The following is a 24596-nucleotide window of genomic DNA, read 5'->3' as shown; positions in this document are numbered from 1 at the left end:
AAAATGTTAGGGAGTTTTTGTGACAAAAATTAAGTTAATTTATTTAAGGGATAAACTACTATGTTAGAAAACATTTTTCATCAATTTGACACGCTAAATATAATTAGTAAGCTCTCGATCTGTTTGCTACTCACCGCTCTGGGAACTGGGCTATTATATCTAATATTGTTTTATATCTTGCGCCCCATTTTTCGGAGATTTGAACGGGACATTGCAATTGTCACCTTAAATGTTTCTGCCTATCCCGCTCTCATTGTCTTCGCTATTTTCGGTCTAAAAATCACTTTTGGGAAGTTAGTCTCTCCTGATATTTTTGCTGCCATCGAACACATCCTGACACCGATTTTAATTATCACTATTAGTTATTGGTGTGTTCAATTATTTATCGAAGTTTTTATCTACTACCTCAAAGAGTACACTAAAAAAACTGAGGTGATGTGGGATGATGTCTTGCTTCCCATCCTCTCAGCCGTTGTTCCTGTGATTATTTTCGTGGGTGGCGGTGTGCTGGTTATCAGTTCGTTTGGGGTTGATTTAAGTGGAATTTGGGTAGCTTTGGGTGGTGCTACTTTTGTTCTGGGTTTTGCGCTTCAGGATATTTTGTCTAACTTTTTTAGTGGAGTTGTTTTACTTATTGATACTCCTTTTCGATTTGGTGATATTCTGCTCCTTGAAGATGGTTCAATCGGAATGCTGCGCCGGATTGGGATTAGGGTGACTGAGCTATATATATTTAGCAACCATTGCGATGTTTATATTCCCAACAGTGTATTGCAGGGTCAAAAACTTACTAATCTAAGTCGCCCTACCTCCTTATACTATAACTCTATAGAAATAGAAATACCCTCGGAAGGTAATCTTGAGGATTCCAAGAAGCTGATGCAAGAAATTGTGTTAGCTCATCCAGATACACTAGGGGATATGGATGCTAAATTGGAGGTAATTGATAGGTACTATAACGCGGAAGGAAGTGATGCCGCTCTAGTCGAACAACAAGAAGTTGGGAAATCGCGACTACTGGCTGAACAGGAGGTCAATTTAAAATTAGAGGAAATTGAACAAGCCCTGGAATCTTTGGTTGTTACGGTGCAGTTTGCAGAAAAAGGAGGGTTAACTCAAGATGAAAGAGAAAACGTCCAACAGGAATATTTAGCAATCTTAGAACTCTTTGGTTTTCAAGTGATCGAGGCAACTGAAGATAGCCGTGCTGTAGTTAATTTTGAAGAATATAATGAAGAGGGACTGATTGAGTTAATTAGGCAGTGGTATCGAATTTGGCTGAGAGATCCAAATTTGCTGGATGACGATCAATACTTTATTTCTGAAGAATGGGAACAAAAGATTAATTTGTTAAAGCGAAGAGCGCAACGCTTGTATCAAAAAATCTCGAACCCTCAAGCTGACGAAACTCGCTTAGATGATTATGTCATGGATATAATTAAATGGATCAGAGAAAAGTTGAAAGTACCGCGAAAAAAATGGCAAGAACCGCAAATCAGGATGATCGGAATGAATCACGAGGAATCCTCGGTGTATCTTGAATTGCAGATCGGCTTTTTTGTGGATGATATCAAACTGGAAGATGGGAAGCGGGGCGATCGCGTCAGAAGCCAAATTTATCAAGAAATTTTCAGCAATCTGCGGAATACTTACCTTAATTGGAATGGCATTAAACCGATAGGAGAGTCCGAGTCAGAGGATAATGGGAATGCGGTTGATGCTAGCATTAATCAGAGTCCTGTCAGCAGTTTTGTGCAGACTGGACTAGACCCGACTACTGCTAAGCAAGGGTTCGCCTTTTACCTGTCCGTAGGTAGAAATAAACCGGGGGTCAAGTCCTCAAAAACTCTTAAGGGGTAAGCTATTCAGCATCTAAATGACGTATAATAAAAGTTGGAATATACAGCAGATTGCAGGTCGATCGAGTACACAGGGGTGAAACCCTGAAAGACATTACTTGCTGCGATTTTTTCCAATATTTCAACTATTCTCTGACGGCGAAACTCCGCACTTAAAGTCGATCGCTCTTCTTGTAAAGTAACGTAAACTCTGACAGGGCGATCGCCCTGTATTGGAACCTCATTAGACCATTCTAAAAAGTTTCCCTTCAATATAGCCTCAAATATTCGCTGCATAGCTAATATCAACTATTCTCTATTTTTACCATTATAGCCCTTGATGACTGCCTCGCCCCTTTTTTCCCAAAGTACGCGCGTGCGAAGCGATTCCCGTAGGGAATCGCCCCTCCCCTTTACCACTAATCGGACTTTGGAGAGTATTCTCGTTTATGCTATCTTAAGCTTTACTAGAACTTATTTTGTTATAATATATACCAGGCATCTTGCCTACTATCATCCTAAAAAAACAACCTCCAACCAAGAATTACTTGAAACTTAATAAAAATTATGGAACAACAACTCGAACAAATCACACAAATCAAGAGAATTGATGTGCGTGCTGCTGTCTCAGCAGTAAAAACTTATTGCCAATATATACAAGACTTGATTCGACTTTCTACCAACGATATCAGATTAGAGGAAATTGAGCTATCAGATGATAAACAATTTTGGTTGATTACTATAAGCTTTGAGGGTAAGACGTTTACAGAAGAACTCCCGATGGGAATTAGATATAGAGATGAACGGGAGTATAAAATTTTTAAAGTCAATGCAGAAACAGGTGAAATAGAATCAATGAAAATCAGAGAAGTATGAAGGAGTATATCCATAATATTTTTAATAAATATCGAAAAAAAGGGGTCATTGTAGATACAAATATTTTGGTTTTGTGGTTTGTCGGGAGTGTTAATCGCTCCCGGATTTCTCAATTTAATCGCACAGAAAAATTTGCACCAGAGGATTATGATTTATTAGTAAACATATTATCTAATTTTGGTAATATAATAACTACACCAAATATTTTAACTGAAGTTAATAGCTTACTTAACCAAATAGGAGAGCCAGAACGTTCTGAATGCTTAAAAATATTTGCACAAGGAATTAAAAGATTAAACGAAGTCTATATTGAAAGTCTAACGGCTGTGCAAGTTGATAAGTTTACTAAATTTGGGTTGACTGATGTGGGAATTATATATTTAGGAAGCCAAGGTTATCTGGTGCTGACAGACGATCTGAAGTTAGCATCTTATCTTCAAAAAATAGGAATTGATACGATAAATTTTAACAATATTAGAACCTATGGATGGTGATATTCATTTACCTTAGAATAAATGGAATCGGTATCACCCTTTTCTCCCGCAAAGCCCGCACAAACAAAGCTATTACGAAAAGCGATCGCCCTCAAGCCTTACTCGATCTGCTACAATCGCCAATAAAGGTCGTTTAGCTGCGATAAAATACCCCTATGACTACCCTCACCCTCAACCTCAACCCCATTATTAAGCTGACAGACGATCAGTTTTTCCAACTCTGTCAGGAGAATGAAAATATTAGATTGGAACGCACAGCCAAAGGAGAATTAATTATCATGTCACCAGCAGGAGGAGAAACTGGAAGCAGCAATGCAGGATTAACTGCACAGATTTGGATTTGGAATCAGCAACATAAATTGGGAAAAGTGTTTGATTCCTCAACTGGTTTCAAACTTCCTAATGGTGCAAATAGAGCGCCTGATGCTTCTTGGGTAAAATTAGAAACCTGGAATGCACTAACTCCCGAACAACAAAAGAAATTTCCCCCGATTTGTCCTGATTTTGTCGTCGAGTTACTTTCTCCCAGCGATAGTTTGAAAGAAACTCAGGATAAGATGAAAGAGTATCGAGACAATGGTGCTGTTTTAGGTTGGTTAATTAATCGCAAATCGCGACAAGTTGAAATTTACCGTCCCCATCAAGAAGTTGAAATGCTGGAATCTCCAGCCACTGTATCCGGTGAAGATGTTCTCCCCGGATTTATTTTGAATCTTGAATCTATCTGGTAATGTGCGATCGCACTTGGTCCATCACCCTATCATTGAGCAGTCCCTTTTCTGCTACCATAGATTAAAAGATGTCTAGATGGCTGAGTATGGTTATCACCGATGAATTTTCAGCTAGGGCTATTAACCTTTGTATAATTTAAAACATAGTAAACTCATGAGAATATCTAAAAACGATTTTTTTTTCTCCTCCTGCTGGCTGCTTTCCTTGTTTGCTGTAGCAGGATGTACCTCTAGTTCCAAAAAGCAAGTTGTCATTTGCTCGAAAGATTTTTCGGAACAAGTCATTCTGGCAGAAATTTTAGCGCGCCGTATCGAAGCGAAAACTGATATTAAGGTAGAACGGGAACTGAATCTGGGAGGTTCCCTTTGTCATCAATCCCTCGCGGCCGGTAAAATCGATTTGTACGTCGAATATACGGGTACTGCTTACACCAATATTCTTAAACAAAAGACCACTTCTGATTCCAAAACAGTCTTTAATTATATCAAACAGGAGTATCCGCAACAGTTTAAAGCAGAATGGATTGAACCTTTGGGATTTAATAATAGTTTTGCGATTATTGTGCGGGGAGATGATGCGAAAAAATTCAATTTACAAACTATTTCGCAATTAGGAAAGGTTTCACCGAAACTGCGGGCGGGTTTTGGACCAGAGTTCAAAGAAAGAGAGGATGGATTTCCGGGATTGGCTAAAACTTATGGGATTAAATTTGCGGAAGAACCGAAGGAATTGTTGTTAGGTTTGTTGGTGCAGGCTTTGCAACAAAAAGAGGTGGATGTGATTGCTGGGAATACTACTGATGGTTTGATTGAAAGTTTCGGTTTGGTGGTGCTCAAAGATGATAAGAACTATTTTCCTTCCTATGAAGCAGTGCCTGTGGTCCGATCGCAAATCTTGACAAAATACCCAGAATTGCGATCGGTCCTCGCAGAATTGGGCGGGAAAATATCAGAAGCAGATATGCGGAAAATGAACTATCTAGTTGATGGAAAACAACAGGATGCTGGAGAAGTTGCACAGCAGTTTTTACAGCAAAAATTTGGTAATTCTAATTAAGAGAACAGGCAAGATGCCTGTTCCACAACATAAACTACCAAAAACATCAAAAACCCGCCTTCACCCACTCAAAATCTCCCCATATTATGTATTAGTGATAAATTTTAAAATGTGTTGGGCGCTAATCTGCGGTTTTTCTAAGTGGGGAACGTGTCCGCAATCGGGTATCCAAATTAGTTCAGAATTTGCGATCGCCTTGGCAAACTTTTCTGCATCCGCAGTCCCCAAAATTCGGTCTTGTTTCCCCCACAAAATCAGGGTTTGCTGCTGAATCTGCGACAATTTTTCCCCAAAACCACAGTAACCACCGCTTTTGGTAAAAGCAATTAAAGCTTGATTCCAATTGGGCATCTCTAGGTGTAGCGCGGCGCAAGTTTGGGCATCCACAGAAGCGAAGGTTTTATCAAAATAAGCATTAAGGCTAATATTTTGGCGAATTTTAGGGTTGCGTAAAAATGAAGTTGCCAAATATCCTAAAGGTGGAATTAAAAATTTGCCATTATTAGAAGTGATGGCAAAACCTGCACTGTCTATTAAGATTAATTGTTTGACAAGTTGGGGATGATTGAGCGTGAAATCAATTGCTGCTGCACCTCCCATCGATGCACCAATTAAGATGACGGGCTGCGAAATTAGGGTTTTCCAAAAATAGTAGAGATGAGTACCGATCGCCTTTGCACTAAAAGGCAAACCAGCCAATCTTTCCGTAAAGCCAAAACCTAGTAAATCCACCGCCCAAGTTTCATTTTTTTCTGCCAGCAGCGGCAACAGACGGCGGTATTCAAACACCGAACTGTCAAAGCCGTGAATTAGCAAAATCGGTGTATTTCCAGTACCTTCATGTACGTAGGTGGTGGCAATTGGCTGCGGGCTGAGGGGGGTTGTAATTGCTGTTTGTTGAATGTTTTGGGCTAAAGCTATGGATGTGGATTCTGTAAGCTGGGCGATGGATGTTGGCAGGAAATTTGCTGGCATAATTCTCGATCGATGGTTAATCTGTACGGGGGAGCGGGTTAAGTATATATGCTCGATCGCTATTGTAGGGCGATCGGCGATCGGGCCATGAAAATTCGATCGCCATGGAGAATTATTTTTCCCAGCATACTAAAAATAGCGGCTGAGGATGGTTTTTTTAGTGAATTTATTTGAGAACAATTGCTAATAAACTATTTTTCATATAACATGATAAACAGCAGGACTTGTCGCATACACAGGATTTTACCGCAGAGCAGCATCTAACCCAAGACAGATATAAGCTCTCAAAGCCCCAAAAATCAGCCTAATTTCCGTCTCTGGGCGATCCCAGTGTCCGAAATCTCTAACTGCAAGGGAAATCTCAAAATGCGTAAAATTGCGATGCTTCAAGTATATTGAGAATATATGTCAAGTTCTTAGTGCCATGAAGCCCAACAACTTGCTGCTAAAACCGATATCACCAAGGCCATGAAACAAAACACAGAAGACTACAGCCAACAATACCAAGAGTCAAACCCCAGACATTTCGAGGGTTTCACCTTTTACGGCGAGACACCAGAAGTCTCTGGAAGCGAAGACAGCCGCCAAGAAACTCAGCCTGGGGTACCCGAAGGTAAATCATTCCCCCTAGCAATGGCTAGCGTCGGCGAGAAACTGCGGATTGTCAAACTTAAGGGTTCAGAAGGCACGGTGCGCCGCCTGATTGGCATGGGATTGGTCCCCGCTATCGAAGTTCAAATCATCAGCAATTCGGGCGGTTCTGTCATTGTGGCAATTGGTGACAACCGCATCGGTTTGGGGGCTGGTATGGCACAGAAAATTATGTGTAGGAATTCTGCATAGATCTAAAAAATTTGTATCTACAGCAATCCTATTTGATTTGTGACCAAGATTTTTTTTTATTAACCGCAGAGGGCGCAGAGGGCGCAGAGGAAGAGTAAAGAGAGATGTTCGCACATTTTGAAAGGGTTGCTAGATTCAGGAGTTTAATTTGTTCAAATTTAGACTTTATTACAACAACTGATGAACGAGAGAAAACAATTAGGGGATTTGGCTGTAGGCGCTATCGGTCGCGTCGTTGGTTATGAGAAAACAGCCCGCGGTTATAAGGGCAAATTGTTGGCAATGGGGCTGACACCGGGAACTGAATTTACTATCACTAGGCACGCACCTTTAGGAGACCCTGTAGAAATTCTGGTGCGGGGTTTTAAACTCAGTTTACGCAAAGATGAAGCTAAAAGTCTATTTGTAGAAGAAGTGAAATAATGAGTAAGCAAATTATTGGATTGGTAGGCAATCCTAACTGTGGTAAAACTACTTTATTTAATGCCTTGACAGGTGCTAACCAGCGAGTAGGTAATTGGCCTGGAGTAACGGTGGAACGGAAAGAGGGAAAATACACTCATGATGGTTTGGCTATTACTATTGTTGATTTGCCGGGAGTTTATTCTCTGGATGCCGAAGATGGAGATACCGGACTCGATGAATTGGTGGCGCGAGATTATTTGTTATCTGGTGAAGCCGATGTCATTATTAATATTGTTGATGCTTCTAACTTAGAGCGCAATTTGTATCTGACTACCCAAATCTTGGAGATGCGCGTACCGACAATTTTGGCGCTGAATATGATGGATGTTGCCAAGGAACGGGATGTCAGAATTAATGTTAGCAAACTTGCAGAACGTCTGGGCTGTACGGTTGTGCCCATGAGTGCTTCTTCCAATCAGGGCGTTCCTTTATTGCGGGATGCGATTAATCGGGCCCTGGCTAAGCCGATCGTACCATCTGCCTATGTCGCTTATCCGGCTGCGATCGAAGATGCGATCGCCCAACTCATACCACACATCGAAAAATACAGTCCCAATCGCACCGTAGATGCCCGCTGGACAGCCCTGAAACTGTTAGAATACGTGGATGAAGTCGCCCCGGAACTCGCCCATACAGAACTAGAAAAAATCGTAGTTCCCCACCGTCGCCGAGTCCATGAAACCCTAGATGACGACCTCGATATTATCATCGCCGACAGTCGCTACACCTTCATCCGCAACTTAACCCAAGGTGTCGCTGAATGTTCTAGGGAAGTCAAAACCAGCGTTTCCGACCAAATAGACCAAATTGTTCTCAACCGTTTCCTAGGAATTCCCGTATTCTTAGCGGTAATGTACCTGATGTTTACGATTTCTATTAATGTCGGTGGCGTGTTTATCGATTTTTTTGATATCTTTTTTGGCACAATTTTTGTCGATGGTTTCGGTGAATTATTAGCCAGCATTAGTACGCCCGGATGGTTAATTGGGCTCCTAGCAAAAGGTGCGGGCGGTGGCGTTCAAACCACATCTACATTTATCCCTCAAATTGGGATGATGTTTTTGTGTTTGTCAGTTTTAGAAGACTCCGGCTACATGGCGCGGGCGGCTTTTGTGATGGACAGATTAATGCGATTTGTGGGACTTCCCGGTAAATCCTTTGTACCGATGATGGTAGGTTTTGGCTGTAACATCCCTGGAATTATGGCGACGCGGACTTTGGAAAATAAGCGCGATCGCACCATGACGATTATGATGAATCCATTCATGTCTTGTAGCGCCCGATTAGCAGTTTACGCCCTATTTTGTGGCGCATTCTTCCAAGTCGGCGGTCAAAATATGGTATTGGGACTTTACCTAATCGGAATTTTAGCAGCAGTTTTCACCGGACTCATTTTAAAAAATACCCTTTTGCAAGGAGAAGCAGCGCCCTTTGTGATGGAACTGCCGCCCTATCACATTCCCAAACTCAAAGGAGTGCTACTGCGTACTTGGGATAGACTCAAAGCGTTTATCAGAAAAGCCGGAATTGCGATCGTGATCATGGTGATTATACTAGGATTCATGAACTCCGTAGGCACCGATGGTTCCTTCGGCAAAGAAAACAGCAAAGACTCAATTTTGAGCGCCGTCGGCCGCACAGTTACACCTGTATTTACACCCATGGGAATAAGCCAAGAAAACTGGCCAGCCACCGTCGGTTTACTAACAGGAGTATTTGCCAAAGAAGTAATGGTTGGAACCTTAGATTCCCTCTACACCCAACTAGCAGACGAACAAAAATCAGCAAGCGGATCACCGCAGAAAGCAGCAGAATTTAGCTTCTGGGGAAACATCGGTAAAGCATTTGTCAGTATTCCAGATAATTTCGCAAAACTCCCCGGTCAACTTTTCGATCCCCTAGGCTTAAGTTCAGCCAATATTACCGACCAAAAACAAGCAGAAGAAGCCCAAGGTATCTCTGGTAGCACCTACGGGCAAATGTCCCAGCGCTTCGGTTCCAATGCCGCCGCTTTTGCCTATTTGCTATTTGTCTTGCTATACTTTCCCTGCGTCTCCGCCACCGCTGCACTTTACCGGGAAACAAATTTAGGTTGGACAATATTCGCAGGTTCTTGGACTACTGGCATCGCCTATTTCACAGCAGTTGGCTACTATCAACTCGCCACATTTTCACAGCATCCACAATCGTCTCTTGCTTGGATTGTCGGACTAACAATAGCTATGGGTGTGACTCTTGCGGCATTAAAAATGGCTGGAGAAAAGCTACCAAAGCGACGCGAAGTAATTAGTAGTTAGTTAACAGTTATAGCAACCGCCAAGGTGGTTAGGATACTTCCGGTCACTGAGCGTAGTCGAAGTGGCGACTGCTATAACTGTTGACTGTTAACTGCGTTTAAGAATCAAACAAAGGAGAAAAGCCATGATTTTAAGCGACATCCAAAGATTTATTGCTGACAACAAAAGAGCCTCCATCGCGGATCTCAAAATCCACTTCCGCATGGATGGTGATGCTTTGCGCGGAATGCTAAATCGCCTAATTCGTAAAGGCCGAATTAGCAAAATGGCAGAAGCCAAAAAGTGTGGCGGATGCGGCAGTTGTGCCGACGATGCCACCGAGATTTATGTATGGGTAAATCCAGGTGAATTGGTTTCAGAAAAAGAGCCAGTTTCTGCAACTTGCCATTAAGAAATTAGGAGAATGCACGGTGCCCATAAGTGTCAACTTAACGTAGAACCCATAGTCCGACAAGGGTTAAAACCCCTGCCTCAAAGCTAAAGTCCTCTAAAGAGGACTGAAGAGGAGAATTTTCAACTCATTAGTCCTCTTAAGAGGACTTTAGCTATTAGACAGGGAATTCATTCCCTGGCGGACTGGCGGGCGAGCAAGAGGATTGGCAGGCTTTCAGGCCTAGGTTGACACCAATGGGCTTGGCCTTTGTCCCTACAATTAATCACGGTTAACTAATAACTAACCACTAATGACTAACTAATTCTTCATCCCTACCCCAACATACATAATCGAAGTATCCTCATTAATTTGGATTTTAAACAACCCAGACTTTTTGTAATCAACATAATTACCGAAATTAGACATTAATGTTTGAGATGCTTGTTTCATCACACCCGAATCTGGAAATAGCTGCTTTCCGCTCATCAAATTTCCCCAAAAACCATTCATCTGAGCTAAAAGAGCGCCGATTTCGCCAAACATATCAAAACCTTTAATTTCGATTTTGCCAAAACCAGTATTACCCATCACCACAGACAGTTCTTCCGGCGTAATAAACTTGTCCCAATCGTGAACGCCCTTCCTAATTTCTTGCAATATATTTTCCATCAGCCCAATCATCACAACTTGCGAGGAAAATGTTCGATTAATTGTATCAAAAAAGAACAATCCTCCCGGTTTCAGAATTCGGTGAACCTCAGACACAACTTGTTTGTAATGGGCAACGTGTTCTAGAACATCAACACAAATTACCACATCAAAGGTATTGTCATCATAGGGCATATTTTCTGCCAAACCTTGCCGATAATCAATTTCAAAACCGCTAATCACTGCATGATTTTTAGCTGCTTGAACGCATTTTTCAGATTGGTCTATTCCCGAAACAATTGCGCCTCTCTCGGCCATGAACTCGCAAGAAAAACCACCGCCGCAACCGACATCTAAGGTTTTCAGTCCCTGCCAATTTGTCGCGTGTCTATCGAAAAACTCAAATCTGGGTTTGTTGAGATGGTAAAGAGCGTAGATTTTAGATTTTTCGTCCCACCAATTATCGGCGTTTTCATCATAAAATTCTAAATCATTTTTGACTTCAGTTTTTACCATGATTTTCCCTACCTATAATGATTTACATTGCCACAGTTTATCATTATAGCAGTCGCCAAGACTATATGGACACTTCGACTACGCTCAGTGACCAGAGGTATCCTAACCATGTTAGCGGTTGCTATATAATACTTTTGCCATGATTTTCAACCCGATGAATCGCGTTTCTATTATTATTCCGACTTTGAATGAAGCGACTTGTCTGGAACGTACCCTGAGTCAACTCAGCATTCTCAATCCTGCTGCTTGGGAGGTGTTGGTGGTAGATGGTGGTAGTCAAGATGAAACAGTTGCGATCGCCCTTTCCTGCCAAACCCAGGTTATTTATAGCACTATACCCGGACGTTCCGTACAAATGAACCTAGGTGCACAAACCGCCACTGGTGACATTCTGTGCTTTCTTCACGCTGATACTTTAGTACCAGATGACTTCGTAGCCGTCATCCAGAAAACCCTGTTTGACAGTCAAATAGTCGCTGGCGGATTTATCTCTCTGATGTCGGGTTCCCAACAAACAAGATGGGGTTTTTCGCTACATAATTACCTGAAAACTTACTATGCCCCGTTATTATTTCGCCCTCATTTATTTATCAAAGGATTGCGGTTAATCTTTGGGGATCAAGTTATTTTTTGCCGTCGTACAGATTTTTTAGAATGCGATGGTTTTGATGCAGAACTACCAATTATGGAGGAAGCAGATTTGTGTTTAAAATTAGTCAGACTAGGTAAAATTAAGTTAGTAAATAGGATAGTCGAAAGTAGCGATCGCCGAGTTGCCTCTTGGGGGGAATTTAAAGCAATTTTTATCTATCTTGCGATTGGTTTTTTGTGGGGTTTTGGAGTTTCTGGGAGGTATCTAAAACAATTTTATGAAGAGGTTCGCTAACCAACAAACTGCCATTACTTATCATTAAGAACAGGCAGGAAAGCCTGTTCCACAAAGAGTTACCTTCCTTGGGACTATAAATTCAAGAGCCAGAAACATTATCCAACTGCTGGCGGCCGTTGCGAACCACACGCAGCGCATCGCTGAGCTTACGCTCAATATCATCGAGAACTTGATCCGCGTAGTCGTCTGCCCCGTTTTGAATTTCCTCGCATTCAGCCATCACCCTCGCTCTCATTTCTGCCAATTCTTCTTGAGCTTGATAGCGAATTTGTTCAACTTCCGCCAGCGTTGCTTGCTGAATTGCTTCACAGTCAAGCAATACCTGTTGTCGCAACTGATCCGCTTCCACCTTCGCCTGCTGGATCAGGCCCATATCGTTTAAAAGCTCTGCCGCTCGCTGTTCTGCCGCTTCTATGACTTCTTGAGCATAGAGTTCAGCCTCTTGCAGCAAGTCATCCTTGTGGCGGATAATCAACTCGGCTTCCTGAAAGGCGATGGGCAAATTTAGCCTCACCAAATCTAGCTGGTCAAGTAACTGTTCTTCATCTACCAGAGTACGTCTGGTCATGGGGATACGCGGACTGTCGAGAACAATTTCCTCAAGCCGATTCAATTCCCGCTGGATGTCTACTCCTGCGGTTCTGCTGTCGTCTCCGAAGGCGGCTGGGTGCTGAGGTAGTTCGTTCTCAGTGGTGCGTCCGGTGCTGTTGGGTTCGATACGAGTTGGTTCCTGCTGGCGTAACATTGGTAAATATCTAGGGCGACGTGTTTCGGAACAAGATGATCTACGGAGCCACCAAACTTGGCTATTTCTTTCACTACACTACTACTTAAAAAGCTGTAGGCATTAGAAGTCGCCAAAAAGACTGTTTCAATTTCACCCAACAGGGTTTTATTGGTGTGGGCCATCTGGAGTTCCATTTCAAAGTCTGTTAATACTCGCAGCCCCCGTAGCAGCACTTTGGCTTGTCGGATTTTAGCATAGTTTACTGTCAAACCCTCAAAACTATCTACTTCTACGTTTGGCAAGTGTTGGGTAGAGCGCCGAATCTGTTCTATCCGTTCTTCTACGGTGAATAGAGGGACTTTGCTGGGATTTCGGACTATGGTCACGATTACTCGATCGAACAGTTTACAGCCTCGCTCGATGATATCTACGTGACCCAAAGTAATCGGGTCAAAGCTGCCTGGATAAATTGCAATCACAAATTCGGCCCGATGCGGTAATTAACATGACTAAAGGAAAAATACCAGTTTCTCGGAAAACTCTGGACTTGTCAAGGAAGCGAATGAGCCTTGTAGAAAGTTTCGAGGCTTTGCTTATCGCCCACAAAGCGCCAGTGCCAAGGTTCGTAACTGACTTTTTGGCGATTGTTTTTGGGGAAGGACATTTCAAAGCTGAAGGAAGTGGCGTTAGCTTCTAGCCACTTGAATGCTGGGGTATCTTCAAAGCTGGTACTGAGGTTTGCTGATGGGACACTGCCGTCTCCTAGGTCGATCGCGTACCCGGTATGATGTTCGCTATATCCTGGAGGAGCGCTAACTTCCGCCCGCTTGCTAACATCTTGCTTGCGTTCGGCTTTCACGTCAAAAAATACGTGTTGTTGGTCTTCCAGGGAACGAAAGCCGGATATGGGAGCAAAATATATGCCTTGGGCGGCAGCCGCGTTTGCCATTTCTTGATATTTGGCGGCTGCGGCTTTGCGGAGTTTGATCCCGCCGTCTCCGGTGACGGCTACCAAGTCAGAGGCTGGTGCTTCTTGATAAGGTAAATGTCCCAGTAGTTTGTCCGGTGTTGCCGTACTGCTTTTTGAGTTAGCAACGGGACTTGTGGGTGAGGGGGAACTTGCCGATACTGGGTTTGGTTGACTTTGTTCTGCCCTACTGGTGTCTGGGAAAAATTTAAAGTTGAGGTGCAGCCAAATGCTGACCCCAAAGGCGACTACGCCCAACGCTAGGAGTTTCCAAATCAGCCCTTTTTTTCTGGACTGACTAGGCTTGACTTCAATATATGGATGGTCTCGTACTGCTTCTGGAATTTCGTCAATCCCAAGCTCTGATGCTTGCGGGGGTTTTCTTGATAGACTCGCGTTATCCAAGCCAGCTTCGCTCCTGCACTTCAATAAGGCTCAACGTTACAAATTGTAGACTGATATTGCCCAAAGTCATTGGGAATTGGGAATTGGGAATTGGGAATTGGGAATTGGGAATTGGGAATTGGGAATTGGGAAGCAATGCTCCATGCCCCATTGGTGTCAACAATCGCCTGAAACCCTTGGTATCTCTCGTTCATAGCCAAGTCTAGATCCCCCTCGCATCCCCACCCCCCCAGCCCCCCCCAAGGGGGGATGGGGGAAGGGGGACGAAAGAGAAGACTCCTGTCCCCCCCTTCTTAAGGGGGGCTAGGGGGGATCTGGCCTTAATAGTCAAACAGCAGTCTGTGACAGGGTTTGACGTTAAGTTGACACTAATGCCCATGCCCATGCCCGTATAAGATTTACCCAAACTGCGTTAAGAATCGGAAAGCATTCAGAACATGAGTAGCGCAGACATAAGGCGAAGTATTATAAAAAGCTTGCCAAGCCGCTGCCTTATCTTCGTCGTATCTATCTGCTCTTTCCAAGTGTTTTTCCAGCCAATTGAGCCTGACAGCGTGACCGATCAATACATCTAAGACGATGTACTCTTCTATTTGTAGCTCTGGGTTGCGTTGGGCGATCGCAGCCAACTCCATCAATGCCTCAATATTAACTTGTCTGTACTCAGGCGCAACAATTTTATTCAGCAAATGCTCCACTTGGAGGGCAAAATTCTTTTCACCAGGAGTCATTTCCGATAAAATCACCTCACTGTCCAACCGATTTCGGCGTTCCAACTTATCCCCAATAATCAAGCCCTTGCAGTGACGCAGCATTCCCCAAACATTCGGATAAAAATCCTGCGGAACCCGATTGACAGCACCTTCCATTTGTCGCTTCCTGCGCCATCCACCCGCCGGCATTTGGGACTCGGACGAAACAGGCGCGACCACCCATTCAATCTCTTTTTCCGATTGTTTTACCCGCAGAGATTCTTGCTGTTTCAGGACTTGATTCATTTCCTCATACTCTGACAAAACTTGGCGCAGGCGGTTTTTAATTTCAAAGGGACTTAACTGCATTAAATCTTCGTAAGCTTCATTTTGCGTGATTCCCAATTCGCGGGCCAATTCGCTAGTTAGCAACAGAATAAAATAGCTAACTCTCAGGGTCAAAAGTCCTTTAAATAACTGAGGTTCTGCTTTAATCAGCAAACCAAGGTAGATCAAAACTTCTTGGGTGAGAACTCGATCGCGAACGTCTTCGCCGCAGAATTGGCGAATTTTGTCCATCACTTCCATGTAAGAACCAGGTCGAGAAATCAGGGAAGCTTCGCTGTAAGCTTTCCCCACAGAAATCTGTTTTTGTCGAACCAAAATATCCGTCACGGCATCGGACAAGCTGATATCAATCTTATCCAGCAAACCAGCAGCATAACGGATGACTGCCCATTCTATTTTAGATTGGGAACTGTCTCCGGCTTTAGTATAAACTTCCTTGAGCAAATCTACAACTTTAACACTTTCTCCCTGGGTTCCAAATCCAGTATCAAAGTCCATCCCTTTGAGACGTACTAGGGTGTGGAGTAACTCTATTTGTTCGTACAAATTTTCTGATTCCCGCAGGCTTTTTAGCAAGAAGCTAGTATTAGTTTCGCACTCTAATTTAAATTCTTGAGTGTGACCCAAAGGCCCTGTTATTTCAGGATTGTAACGGAGATAGCTCGGCAATTCTACAGCACCTGTAACTGGAGATTCCGTAAAATCAAAATCGTGAAGAAAGTCAATTTTTTCGGTGCCAGCAGTCAGGATTAATTGATTGAGATTCCCCAACTTAACAGGCGTATTTTTGCAGTGTCCATCCCGGAGTTCTTTCATCAAGTTTAACAAAGCTTCCCGACCCGTTTCCAGCATTCTGTGAGTCAGCATCAGGGTTACGGTAGGTCGTCCCAACTGAGACCAATGACGGTGAATGTAAGCTAATTCACTATTGATTTGAGATACTAAAAAATGGTAATCTAGGGTTAAATAAAACTCTTGTCTGTCTAGAAAAGAGGGCAGAAAGACGATCGCCTCTCCGCGAATTTGGAACACCCTTGAAGTGGTCAAACTCCGCAGCCTGCGAACGGGACGACCTGTCAAGCCTAATTGGTCATTGCGTCCTATCTGGGTGTAAATCGCTGATAATTCTTTTGTTTGACGGACTTGAATTGGTTCTACCTGTTTGGGAGTTTGGGCTGCAATTCCATTGGCTGCTAATTCTGCTTGCAAATCTTCGTCTTCAGCTAACAGTGCAATTTGGACTAGGGGTTCTCTGTGCCGCCCCACTGAGAGGTGTCTTCCCAGGGGGTCGATATCACCGATCGCAATTAATCCATCGTTTAATAATTGACCGAGAAAATACAAACTTTGCGCCCAAACTAGGGGGATGTTTTCATTGGGTAAGCGCTGCTGGCTGCGGGGATTGATTTTTTCTGCATTGATATTGTCTGCTGGGATGTAATACAATTCTGGTAGCAGAGATAAACCGGAACGCTCTACGGTGAGGGATGCCAAACGCTGTTCGTACTCGGCAACCTGGGCTGGATTTCCCTCAAATATTCCGTCTAATAATAGGTAAGTGAAAAACAGTGGCCACTCGCATTCAATGTGCTCGAACTGCTTTAATTCTGTGGGTTCGTAGTGGAGGCGATCGCCATCTTCCAATACTGTTTGGTGTCCATCCCGTAGAAACCTTTTGCAGCCGTAATTTCCCTGCAATTTATCGATAATTTTATTTCGGGTTCGTTCAACTAATTGTTTGTCTTCTACTGCAAAAGCGGGAAAACTAATGATGCTCAACAAAGCCGCATCTACTTCCTTGGAACTCGATTCGCGAGGCAAAAGCGATTCTAATGTCATCCGAGTTCTGGCAATTTCGTCTGGCAAAACGTGAATTACAGAGGCTTGAGAGCCGTTTAAGCCAAATAAATCTAATCCATTTATCGCTTCAAGTGCTGCTTTTGCCATTCCTACGGAACTGGCATTTAATTCGGCATTGCCCCGATTAATTTTATTGCCTCTTTCCCAAATTCCATAATCGGGTGTGCGGTAGGATCTACCAATATAGTACACTAAATTCTGCACGAAATTGACTTCATCGATTGTGAAAATAATGTGCAATCCTGAAGCTGTCATTTGAGCAAGCATTAGCAAGAATATAGATGTTGCATCTAACTGCAAGTGTCCCCACTCATCATCGCCGACAACAATATTGCCCGTCTGGGTATTGTATTTGGCGTGTAAGGCATCTAGGGGTAACTGGGTATTTTTAAATTTTTCTACTTTATTGGCTTGTTGCATCATCGCAAACATCAAGCCTCGCATCAGTTTTACTGTACTGTGTTCGAGTTCAAATGTTTTAGCCCCATCGCTATCAATTTTACGGTAAGCTAAGCCCAAGCCCCAAACTGCGAGGATGCTGTAAACGTTGTCGCGTACCCAAGCATCGGTGTAGTCGCCGTGGGCGTTAACGGCGGTACTCGCTGGGAGTAAGCCGGTAATTGGGTTCTGCCGCTTGAGTATGACAGTTTTGATTTGTTGGTAGTAATAATCTAACCTGCTTTGCCGCTGAGCTGTTGCGATCGCCATTTCGTTTTCCTGGTACTTTTTTCCTGAAGCTAGCTGAGTTGCTCTGAATAGACTTTTAAATATATCAGAAATTAGATTGCTCTGTGTCTCTCAACTTTTATTTTTCTGAGCGTCGAGTTGTCATAGTTTCTGCTTCGTCTAGGATTTGACTGTAATTTTAAGTCTATCTTAGTCGAGGAAATATATTTTGAATCGAAATTAACATTTTGTTAAAAATTTCTACTTTGTAAATAATCTGGAGGTAATTACCATGTCTCACCGCCATCACCATAACAACAATAATGCTCCTTTTGTAAAAATTGTCTATTCTACAATTAAAGTCAATGGCAAAATAGAGTTAGTCCCGATGGAATGGTACGCAGATGGCTCTGTTAAAAAGAGCGATCGCTAATTAGGTCGATCGATTGTAGATTTTAGATTTGGGATTTTGGATGTGAGCATTCTCACTCTTGTCTCTTCCCTCTTCCCTCTTCCTTCTTCCCTCTTCCCTCTTCCCTCTCCCTTCTGGTATAACTACCTGTGTAGGAATCTCCCATCAAAAAATATGGATCGATCGCGCTCACAATTTTCTGTGCTGGGACTACCAGTTCACATCTTAGACGATCATGCAGGTTGGCTGATAGAGCGTCTGCATCAAGGATTAGGAAGTCACGTCGTCACGCTGAATGCAGAAATGGCGATGCAAGCCGAGAAAAATCAGGCTTTAGCCGATATAATTAGTTCTGCGGAACTCGTGATTCCAGACGGTGCCGGAGTCGTGCTGTACTTGAGAATGCGAGGTAAAAAAGTCAACAGATTTCCGGGGATTGAATTAGCAGAGTCCTTGCTGCAACAAGCGGCCAAATTGCCGCATGGGGAATCAGTATTTTTCTTTGGAGGTGCGCCCGGAGTGGCGATCGCAGCAGCAGAAACTTGGCAACAGCAGATGAACGGAATATCTATTATATCTCAACATGGCTATCTCTCACCTGAAGAAGAACCAGAATTCCTGGAAACCCTGAAAAAAATCCAACCCAAAATGATTTTAGTCGGATTGGGAGTGCCGCGTCAAGAGTTTTGGATTGCCAAACACCGACATCTTTGTCCTCAATCTATTTGGGTAGGAGTAGGTGGCAGTTTCGACATTTGGGCGGGAACAAAAACTCGTGCTCCGGCTTGGTTTTGCGACAATCATTTAGAATGGTTGTATCGACTTTATCAAGAACCTTGGCGCTGGCGTAGGATGTTGGCTTTACCACAGTTTGCATTTAAAGCATTGGGCAATTTGCGAGGGTGAATAAATTGTAGGCGCTACACTGATAATATAGCAGTCACCAAGGCTATACGCTCAGGATAAACTCCCTCGAAATATCCTAATCATCTTGGTGGTTGCTATAACAACTCATCTACTTAAAATCAATTATGACAGCCCTTCCTCAAAGTAAAGAACCAGTCATTCCCTCTGAAGCCGATACTCAACTGTCTCAGCTAGGTAGTCGCATTCTGGCTGCTTATTTTCAGACAGTTCGCACTTCAACTCAAAAAATTAAAATTGTTGAATCCAATGGTAACGAACAAGTAGTTGATATTCCTTTTGTCGCTTTCCAACTTTTGTTTGAGATCCTAGAACAAATAGCCCAAGGTAAAGCAATTACCTTAATTCCTATTAATGCCGAACTCACCACCCAAGAAGCGGCCCAATTGCTAAACGTATCCCGTCCTTACTTAACGAAATTGTTAAAATCAGGGGAAATTCCCTTTCATCAAGTCGGAAGACATCAACGTATCCGCTTTGAAGATGTTATGAAGTATAAGAAATGGATTGATAATGAACGTTTAAAAGTGCTTGATGAACTGGCATTCCAAGCACAAGAACTGAACATGGGCTATGAGTAATTATGGCCTCTAATCCGATCGCCTTATATGATGCGTGCGTATTATATTCTGCCCCATTACGCGATTTGTTGATGCAATTAGCCTTAACCGATCTTTTTCAAGCCCGTTGGACTGACGAAATACATGATGAGTGGATACGCAATGTTCTCAAAAATCGACCTGACTTGACAATAGAGCAGTTGACTCGTACTAAAGATTTGATGAATCGTTATGTCCGTGACTGTTTGGTGACAGGTTATGAATGGATAATTCCTTCTCTTAATTTACCAGATCCTAACGATCGACATATTCTAGCAGCAGCTATCAAATCATATTGTTTCCGGTTACATCGGAATGATTTAACCGCAGAGAACACAGAGGACACAGAGGGAGAGAATAGAGTTCTGAATAATTCCGATGCTACCGGATTTGATATCAGAGGCTAGTGCGATCGTTACATTTAACCTCAAGGACTTTCCACCGTTGATTCTCGACCAATATGAGATTGAGGCTCAACACCCAGATGATTTTATCTTAGACTTAATTGACTTGAATTACCTAAAGGTTGCTAACGCTGTAACAACCTGTCATCAACGTTTGAAAAATCCCCCTAAATCTCTCGATGAATACTTGGAAATTTTGCTGAAGCAAGGGTTACAAAGTACCGTCAAAAGTTTACAACAAATCTACAAATAAAGAAACGGGTTTTTGTTGGTTTGTATTCGACATCAGCAAAGTCTGATATCAAATCTGTTAGCATCGGAATAGTAAATTCGAGTTGACTGTTGACTGTCAAACATTAACCGTCAACAGTCAACATCATTCCGGTGTAACCGGAATTGATATGAGCCGATCGCCTAGTCGCTTTTTCGAGTGATACTCATTTGAGTTACAGCAGAACAATTGTGGTTAAACAATATAAGGAGAATCGATCGCCTTTGCCCGTTTAATTGCCACCAAAGTCTGGTAAATCAAAGCCGAAATCTCAGCGCGGGTAATATCCCGCTGCGGCGAAAGCCAATCGCGGGAAGGATAGTTAACCACAATCTTCAAGCTAGTTGCCGCGCCGATCGCACTTAAAGCAAAATTAGGAATTTGAGCGCGATCGGTGTATACTTTCAGAGTGTCAGCATTTCCGCCCTTCAGTTCCAAACCATTCACCAAAGACACGATCGCCTCAGTCTTAGTCAAATTCAAATTCGGGCCAAACTTCAACCCCGGAAACCCCGACAAAAAGCCAGCCCGATTCGCCCGTTCGATCGCACTTCTGGCCCAAAAACTAGCAGAAACATCAATAAAATTCGTAGCAGGCATCTTCGGAATCGGACTAAACGCAGTCACCAACAACGAAGCATATTGAGCTCGATTTAAACTCTCATCAGGTCGAAAAGAACCATCCGGCATACCACTAATTATATTCGCTGCCGCCAGGGCCTCAATAAACTTCTGGGCCCAATGTCCAGAAATATCACTAAACCTCGAATCACCAATATTCGGATTACCGCCACCCTTTCTCACCGCCGCTTGCACAGCTTGAAAAGCATTCACTTTCCCGTAACCGAACCAATCGCTACGCTGATTTTGAGTGTCATAAGTACCCATGCGAGTACCCAACTGGGGATCGGGATCGCCATCAACAATTTTGTCAGCAGTTTGTTCCAGAATTCCCCGCACTTCCCGCGCCGTCAAACGGGGGTTGGCCGAAAGTACCAAAGCTGCCACCCCAGCCACTAGAGGAGTGGCGCTGGAAGTACCGCCAAAGGAGTCGGTATAGTCCCCTGGATCGTAACCCTCAGTCCCGATGCGATCGGTAGTAAATATTCCCAAACCCGGCAAATCCTGCGTCACCTCCGGCGGAGTGCTGATATATCCGGTTTGCTGCATCCAAGTTCCCGGCGGGGCGTTGTTGCTGGGGGCGGAAACCGAGATGCTGCCACCCCAATTGCTGTAGGCTGCTTTTTTATTCAGGGAAGTGGAAGCTGCAACCGCAATCACGTCTGGGTGAACGGCAAATCCACTCAGCCATCGAGTTTGACCCTTGATGATGTCATCGGGCCAGCCTTTTTCGTTAATCGTACCGTTGACTGGGCGGTTGGCATTGCCGGCTGCGAAGACAATGACGCAACCTCTGCCACCGCGCCCTAGGGTGGCTGCTTTGGTGATGATGGCACTTTGTCTGAGGGAAAGCGGAAAATAAACTGCTGATGGCCCCCAACTGCAAGAAATGACGGCGGCCCCTTTGTCGATCGCCCAATTGAATATTTGTTCAACAGAATCATCGTCCAGGTAGCCTGTAGTACGGATGGGCATTAGGGCGCATCCAGGGGCGACACCGACAATGCCTTTGCCGTTTTCTTCCGCGACGGCGACACCCGCGCAGGATGTGCCGTGGTTGTCGGAGTCGAGGACTGGCATTGGGGACAAGTCGCCGTCTTTTAAATCCAGGGGAAAAACGATTTTGCCTTGGCCTTGAAAATCGGGATGTGTCATGTCCACGGAATCGTCGGCGATCGCGACTACGATCGATCGTATTCCGCGAGTAATGTCCCAGGCTTTTTCGGCAAAAACGTGAGAACCTATTGCCATTTGGCTACCGCTTCTGTTATTGAGATACCACTGTCGGGGATACAGCGGATCGCGGGGGATATAGTGGTGTTGAGTTTGTACTATAATGTTTGGTTCTGCAACGAGAACTTCTGGGTATCTGGTCAAACGGTTGGCTATTTTGACTGGGTTTTCTGTGGCTTGTTTGGTGACTTCATAGATAAATGTGTTGGGAATTCCTTCTACTTGTCGGACCATTTTTAATGCTGCTGCATTGGCGATCGCATTTCGCGATTCTTCTTTTAGTGGTTCGGTAAATTGAATGGTAATTCGATCGGTTAAATAAAAGAATGTACCCGGATTGTTGGCGGGACAATAGACGTGGCTAGCAAAAGCAACGGCATCGCTGGCCCTGGCCGCTTGCATGGCGGTATTGAGAAGGGCGGGCACAACTAGATATTCTTCTAGATTGCTGTTGGCGACGCGGCGGATGAGTTTGGCTTGGGCTTTGACTAACCAAGGGTTTGAGGCTGATGCTGTGGATGAGGGGCGGACTGTAAAGCGATCGGTCGCTTTTGACAGTAGCACTTCATCTCCTCCGCGTTGCAAAATCAATGCCAGACTTTCATCTGGGACTCCTATACCTTGATAATTTTGTAAGGTTGTGGCAGAAAGTGCGCTCGGTTGTGTCATCAGAAATGCCTTTGTTCAGTTTTAATGCAATTTTACAATTTAATTTTCCCGCACTATAGCAGTTTCTTTTGAAGTGAGGTAGGTACCTAGCAATTTGCAATTCACGCTTTGTAGGGTACGTCGCTATGAGATATTCCGTGGAACTTGCAGATTCTAGAAGGCGACGCACCTGAATATTGGCCGCAAAAAGTTAAGGGATTGTCAATTATTTCCTAGCACGGCTACCTGTCAAAAGAGCAAGAAAACGACTTGCAGGAAACCCTCAAAAGAATGCAGCCACCAATCATTTTTGTGGTTTGGGAGTGCCTCTCCGAAAATTTTGGATTGCCGAAAACATTCAAAGTTCGATGGTTAAAGACGCAGCGATCGCTACCCAACTGCAAGCCTTAGCTAACAAAAATCCCCGCCATTTTAGGCTAGGGAAAAAGGCAATCTCAAGTTATCGGTAAGTTGTCACCCACATCCTCGGTCATGAATTCTTCTTCCTTGATGCCAATCGGCGCGACGGAATGCCCTCCTGAACCACCAGGATTGGAGAACCGCAAAGTCCCGATCGCCGAGCCTGATGTGTTCAAACTCGTCCGTAATGCTGCTAAAACATCATTAGGGGAAGTTTTGACCGTGGTGTCCGATCGACCAAACCAGTTGCATACCAATAAGCAATCTCGCGCTGAAGCTTCGTATTCCCTTCCAGATTCAAATCCGCCGCCCGTTCCGCGCCAAAATCTTGGGGACGAATCTTACCCTCGTACATCAACAAACTCAGTGCTGCCAGCCCTTCGCAATGACCGTTCTTCATGGTGCTATTCGCCCACTCCATCCATTTTTCGGCGGTTGGAGTCAAGGAAAAACTACCGTCACTGCGGCATTTGAAAGTTATACCAAAAAGTTCAGGGTAATCAGCATGGATGACTCAACTAACATCAGTCCGGTTGAATTTCCTTTCTTCTTCAGTCCGCGCAGGCGGACTTTGTTTGTTTAGCAGCGGTTTCAACCGCCGGGATATTTCCGAATCGCCCGCGATTTTCTTCATTTAATCCAAAATCGCTCCCCCCCTTTGACATTTCCCCAAATTTGGTTTACACTCATCCGGTTGCGATCGCCAATGGTAAGATCTGCTCAAGCTAAATATCTTTTTTAAAGCGCCCAGGGCGCAAAGTAATTTCATGGTATACTCTGGAACTGTTTGCTGGCTTCGCTCCACCGCCCGGATTAGCATTGTGGCGATCGCAGCTTTGCTCCTATTACAACCGCCCCAAGCCCAAGCACAGCAACCTTCTGGGCTAGATAACAAACCGCAAGTCGAACCCGTAGATGACCCTACGGACCCAAACAATCTCCGCCCCGTTATCCAAAACAACAGCCTCTTGAGCATTCCCGGAGGTCAGCGTTTAATGACAGAAGCTAGCAACGCTATTTCCAACCAGAACTACACTGTAGCTTCTCAAAAACTTCAAGAATCCCGCCAAATTTTCAATCAATTGTCCAATTTCTACCAACAACTGTCCAGCAGTTTTGCCGGAATCGACATCCGCATCGCTGACAGCAACCGCACCAAAGCCGTGGATACAGCCCAAATGCGTGACGAAGCCACCTATCGGCTGGCGTTGGTACACCGAGCCCAAAATAAGCCGGAACTGGCTGTTCCACTGCTGATCCAGATTATTCGTTCCCAGCAGCCAACTCGCGACTTGGGCAAAAAAGCTTACCAGCAGTTAGTGGAGTTGGGGTTTGTGGATACGCCCTATCCTCGACCAGCCAGCAGCACTCCCCCGACTCCGCCTAAGAAATAGTTC

The 24596-nt window shown here is 44.0% G+C and carries 27 protein-coding genes; 17 read left to right on the top strand and 10 right to left on the bottom strand.

What is annotated here, in order from left to right; genetic code table 11:
* Window positions 1–60: 60 nt before the first annotated feature.
* Window positions 61–1860, top strand: a complete 1800-nt coding sequence (locus tag ACBR23_RS13365; RefSeq protein ID WP_341737075.1) for a mechanosensitive ion channel family protein — start codon at window positions 61–63, stop codon at window positions 1858–1860.
* Window positions 1861–1865: 5 nt separating this feature from the next.
* Here ACBR23_RS13365 and ACBR23_RS13360 read toward each other — a convergent pair whose 3' ends face one another.
* Window positions 1866–2135 (bottom strand): hypothetical protein, encoded by a 270-nt coding sequence (locus ACBR23_RS13360; RefSeq protein WP_371116224.1) that lies wholly within the window; start codon window positions 2133–2135, stop codon window positions 1866–1868.
* A 270-nt stretch (window positions 2136–2405) separates the two neighbouring features.
* Between ACBR23_RS13360 and ACBR23_RS13355 the strand changes: the two genes are divergently transcribed.
* The 4 genes from ACBR23_RS13355 to ACBR23_RS13340 all read left to right on the top strand — a co-directional run bounded on the left by ACBR23_RS13355 (window position 2406) and on the right by ACBR23_RS13340 (window position 4996).
* Window positions 2406–2714 (top strand): hypothetical protein, encoded by a 309-nt coding sequence (locus ACBR23_RS13355; protein ID WP_341737077.1) that lies wholly within the window; start codon window positions 2406–2408, stop codon window positions 2712–2714.
* Window positions 2711–3208, top strand: a complete 498-nt coding sequence (locus ACBR23_RS13350) for a PIN domain-containing protein (RefSeq protein WP_341737078.1) — start codon at window positions 2711–2713, stop codon at window positions 3206–3208. The genes ACBR23_RS13355 and ACBR23_RS13350 overlap by 4 nt, the downstream gene beginning before the upstream one ends.
* Before the next feature lie 155 nt (window positions 3209–3363).
* Window positions 3364–3939 (top strand): Uma2 family endonuclease, encoded by a 576-nt coding sequence (locus tag ACBR23_RS13345; RefSeq protein ID WP_371116225.1) that lies wholly within the window; start codon window positions 3364–3366, stop codon window positions 3937–3939.
* Between the two features lie 154 nt (window positions 3940–4093).
* The gene (locus tag ACBR23_RS13340) at window positions 4094–4996 is read left to right on the top strand and encodes a glycine betaine ABC transporter substrate-binding protein (RefSeq protein ID WP_371116226.1); all 903 of its coding nucleotides are present in this window, start codon (window positions 4094–4096) and stop codon (window positions 4994–4996) included.
* 84 nt (window positions 4997–5080) lie between these two features.
* Here ACBR23_RS13340 and ACBR23_RS13335 read toward each other — a convergent pair whose 3' ends face one another.
* The gene (locus ACBR23_RS13335; protein ID WP_371116227.1) at window positions 5081–5971 is read right to left on the bottom strand and encodes an alpha/beta fold hydrolase; all 891 of its coding nucleotides are present in this window, start codon (window positions 5969–5971) and stop codon (window positions 5081–5083) included.
* Between the two features lie 48 nt (window positions 5972–6019).
* On the opposite strand from ACBR23_RS13335, the gene ACBR23_RS13330 reads away from it, so the two are divergent.
* The 5 genes from ACBR23_RS13330 (at window position 6020) to ACBR23_RS13310 (ending at window position 9967) form a co-directional block, all read left to right on the top strand.
* Window positions 6020–6145 (top strand): hypothetical protein, encoded by a 126-nt coding sequence (locus ACBR23_RS13330; RefSeq protein WP_371116228.1) that lies wholly within the window; start codon window positions 6020–6022, stop codon window positions 6143–6145.
* A 294-nt stretch (window positions 6146–6439) separates the two neighbouring features.
* Window positions 6440–6814, top strand: coding sequence for a ferrous iron transport protein A (locus tag ACBR23_RS13325; RefSeq protein WP_371119709.1), 375 nt, complete (start codon window positions 6440–6442; stop codon window positions 6812–6814).
* Between the two features lie 180 nt (window positions 6815–6994).
* On the top strand, window positions 6995–7237 hold the full coding sequence (locus ACBR23_RS13320; RefSeq protein ID WP_341737084.1) for a FeoA family protein: 243 nt from the start codon (window positions 6995–6997) through the stop codon (window positions 7235–7237).
* A complete protein-coding gene (gene feoB / locus ACBR23_RS13315) occupies window positions 7237–9576 on the top strand; it encodes a Fe(2+) transporter permease subunit FeoB (protein WP_371119708.1) in 2340 nt (779 codons plus the stop codon). Before ACBR23_RS13320 ends, feoB begins: the two co-directional genes overlap by 1 nt.
* Window positions 9577–9700: 124 nt before the next feature.
* Window positions 9701–9967 carry a FeoC-like transcriptional regulator gene (locus ACBR23_RS13310; RefSeq protein WP_371116231.1) on the top strand — a complete coding sequence of 89 codons (267 nt, stop codon included), beginning with the start codon at window positions 9701–9703 and terminating at the stop codon, window positions 9965–9967.
* 300 nt (window positions 9968–10267) lie between these two features.
* On the opposite strand, the gene ubiG is transcribed toward ACBR23_RS13310, so the two are convergent.
* Complete coding sequence (gene ubiG, locus ACBR23_RS13305; protein WP_371119707.1) at window positions 10268–11113, bottom strand: bifunctional 2-polyprenyl-6-hydroxyphenol methylase/3-demethylubiquinol 3-O-methyltransferase UbiG; 846 nt, start codon at window positions 11111–11113, stop codon at window positions 10268–10270.
* Window positions 11114–11267: 154 nt separating this feature from the next.
* On the opposite strand from ubiG, the gene ACBR23_RS13300 reads away from it, so the two are divergent.
* Complete coding sequence (locus ACBR23_RS13300; protein WP_371116233.1) at window positions 11268–11999, top strand: TIGR04283 family arsenosugar biosynthesis glycosyltransferase; 732 nt, start codon at window positions 11268–11270, stop codon at window positions 11997–11999.
* Between the two features lie 82 nt (window positions 12000–12081).
* On the opposite strand, the gene ACBR23_RS13295 is transcribed toward ACBR23_RS13300, so the two are convergent.
* The 4 genes from ACBR23_RS13295 to ACBR23_RS13280 form a co-directional block, all read right to left on the bottom strand.
* Window positions 12082–12747: a DivIVA domain-containing protein gene (locus tag ACBR23_RS13295; RefSeq protein ID WP_371116234.1), complete on the bottom strand. Its 666-nt coding sequence runs from the start codon at window positions 12745–12747 to the stop codon at window positions 12082–12084.
* Window positions 12630–13208 carry a pantetheine-phosphate adenylyltransferase gene (coaD, locus tag ACBR23_RS13290; protein WP_371116235.1) on the bottom strand — a complete coding sequence of 193 codons (579 nt, stop codon included), beginning with the start codon at window positions 13206–13208 and terminating at the stop codon, window positions 12630–12632. Before coaD ends, ACBR23_RS13295 begins: the two co-directional genes overlap by 118 nt.
* A gap of 71 nt (window positions 13209–13279) precedes the next feature.
* The gene (locus tag ACBR23_RS13285) at window positions 13280–14101 is read right to left on the bottom strand and encodes a D-alanyl-D-alanine carboxypeptidase family protein (protein WP_371119706.1); all 822 of its coding nucleotides are present in this window, start codon (window positions 14099–14101) and stop codon (window positions 13280–13282) included.
* Between the two features lie 398 nt (window positions 14102–14499).
* The gene (locus ACBR23_RS13280) at window positions 14500–17709 is read right to left on the bottom strand and encodes a glycoside hydrolase family 15 protein (RefSeq protein ID WP_371119705.1); all 3210 of its coding nucleotides are present in this window, start codon (window positions 17707–17709) and stop codon (window positions 14500–14502) included.
* Window positions 17710–17959: 250 nt separating this feature from the next.
* Between ACBR23_RS13280 and ACBR23_RS13275 the strand changes: the two genes are divergently transcribed.
* The 5 genes from ACBR23_RS13275 to ACBR23_RS13255 all read left to right on the top strand — a co-directional run bounded on the left by ACBR23_RS13275 (window position 17960) and on the right by ACBR23_RS13255 (window position 20259).
* Window positions 17960–18100 (top strand): hypothetical protein, encoded by a 141-nt coding sequence (locus tag ACBR23_RS13275; protein ID WP_341734694.1) that lies wholly within the window; start codon window positions 17960–17962, stop codon window positions 18098–18100.
* Window positions 18101–18253: 153 nt separating this feature from the next.
* Window positions 18254–18985, top strand: coding sequence for a WecB/TagA/CpsF family glycosyltransferase (locus ACBR23_RS13270; RefSeq protein ID WP_341737093.1), 732 nt, complete (start codon window positions 18254–18256; stop codon window positions 18983–18985).
* A gap of 125 nt (window positions 18986–19110) precedes the next feature.
* Window positions 19111–19584: a helix-turn-helix domain-containing protein gene (locus ACBR23_RS13265; RefSeq protein ID WP_340522114.1), complete on the top strand. Its 474-nt coding sequence runs from the start codon at window positions 19111–19113 to the stop codon at window positions 19582–19584.
* A 2-nt stretch (window positions 19585–19586) separates the two neighbouring features.
* Window positions 19587–20009 carry a PIN domain-containing protein gene (locus tag ACBR23_RS13260; RefSeq protein ID WP_371119704.1) on the top strand — a complete coding sequence of 141 codons (423 nt, stop codon included), beginning with the start codon at window positions 19587–19589 and terminating at the stop codon, window positions 20007–20009.
* Window positions 19981–20259: a hypothetical protein gene (locus ACBR23_RS13255; RefSeq protein WP_371119703.1), complete on the top strand. Its 279-nt coding sequence runs from the start codon at window positions 19981–19983 to the stop codon at window positions 20257–20259. Before ACBR23_RS13260 ends, ACBR23_RS13255 begins: the two co-directional genes overlap by 29 nt.
* 213 nt (window positions 20260–20472) lie before the next feature.
* On the opposite strand, the gene ACBR23_RS13250 is transcribed toward ACBR23_RS13255, so the two are convergent.
* The 3 genes from ACBR23_RS13250 to ACBR23_RS13240 form a co-directional block, all read right to left on the bottom strand.
* Complete coding sequence (locus tag ACBR23_RS13250) at window positions 20473–22800, bottom strand: S8 family serine peptidase (protein WP_371119702.1); 2328 nt, start codon at window positions 22798–22800, stop codon at window positions 20473–20475.
* Between the two features lie 434 nt (window positions 22801–23234).
* A complete protein-coding gene (locus tag ACBR23_RS13245; RefSeq protein WP_371119701.1) occupies window positions 23235–23375 on the bottom strand; it encodes a hypothetical protein in 141 nt (46 codons plus the stop codon).
* A 17-nt stretch (window positions 23376–23392) separates the two neighbouring features.
* Window positions 23393–23644, bottom strand: a complete 252-nt coding sequence (locus tag ACBR23_RS13240) for a hypothetical protein (protein WP_371119700.1) — start codon at window positions 23642–23644, stop codon at window positions 23393–23395.
* Between the two features lie 322 nt (window positions 23645–23966).
* Between ACBR23_RS13240 and ACBR23_RS13235 the strand changes: the two genes are divergently transcribed.
* Window positions 23967–24593, top strand: a complete 627-nt coding sequence (locus ACBR23_RS13235; RefSeq protein WP_341737098.1) for a hypothetical protein — start codon at window positions 23967–23969, stop codon at window positions 24591–24593.
* Window positions 24594–24596 lie beyond the last annotated feature (3 nt).

The organism is Microcoleus sp. (assembly GCF_041354475.1).
Classification (GTDB): domain Bacteria; phylum Cyanobacteriota; class Cyanobacteriia; order Cyanobacteriales; family Microcoleaceae; genus Microcoleus.
Note: the sequence above shows the minus strand (reverse complement) of the source record. Positions and strands in the feature narration are given on the sequence as shown.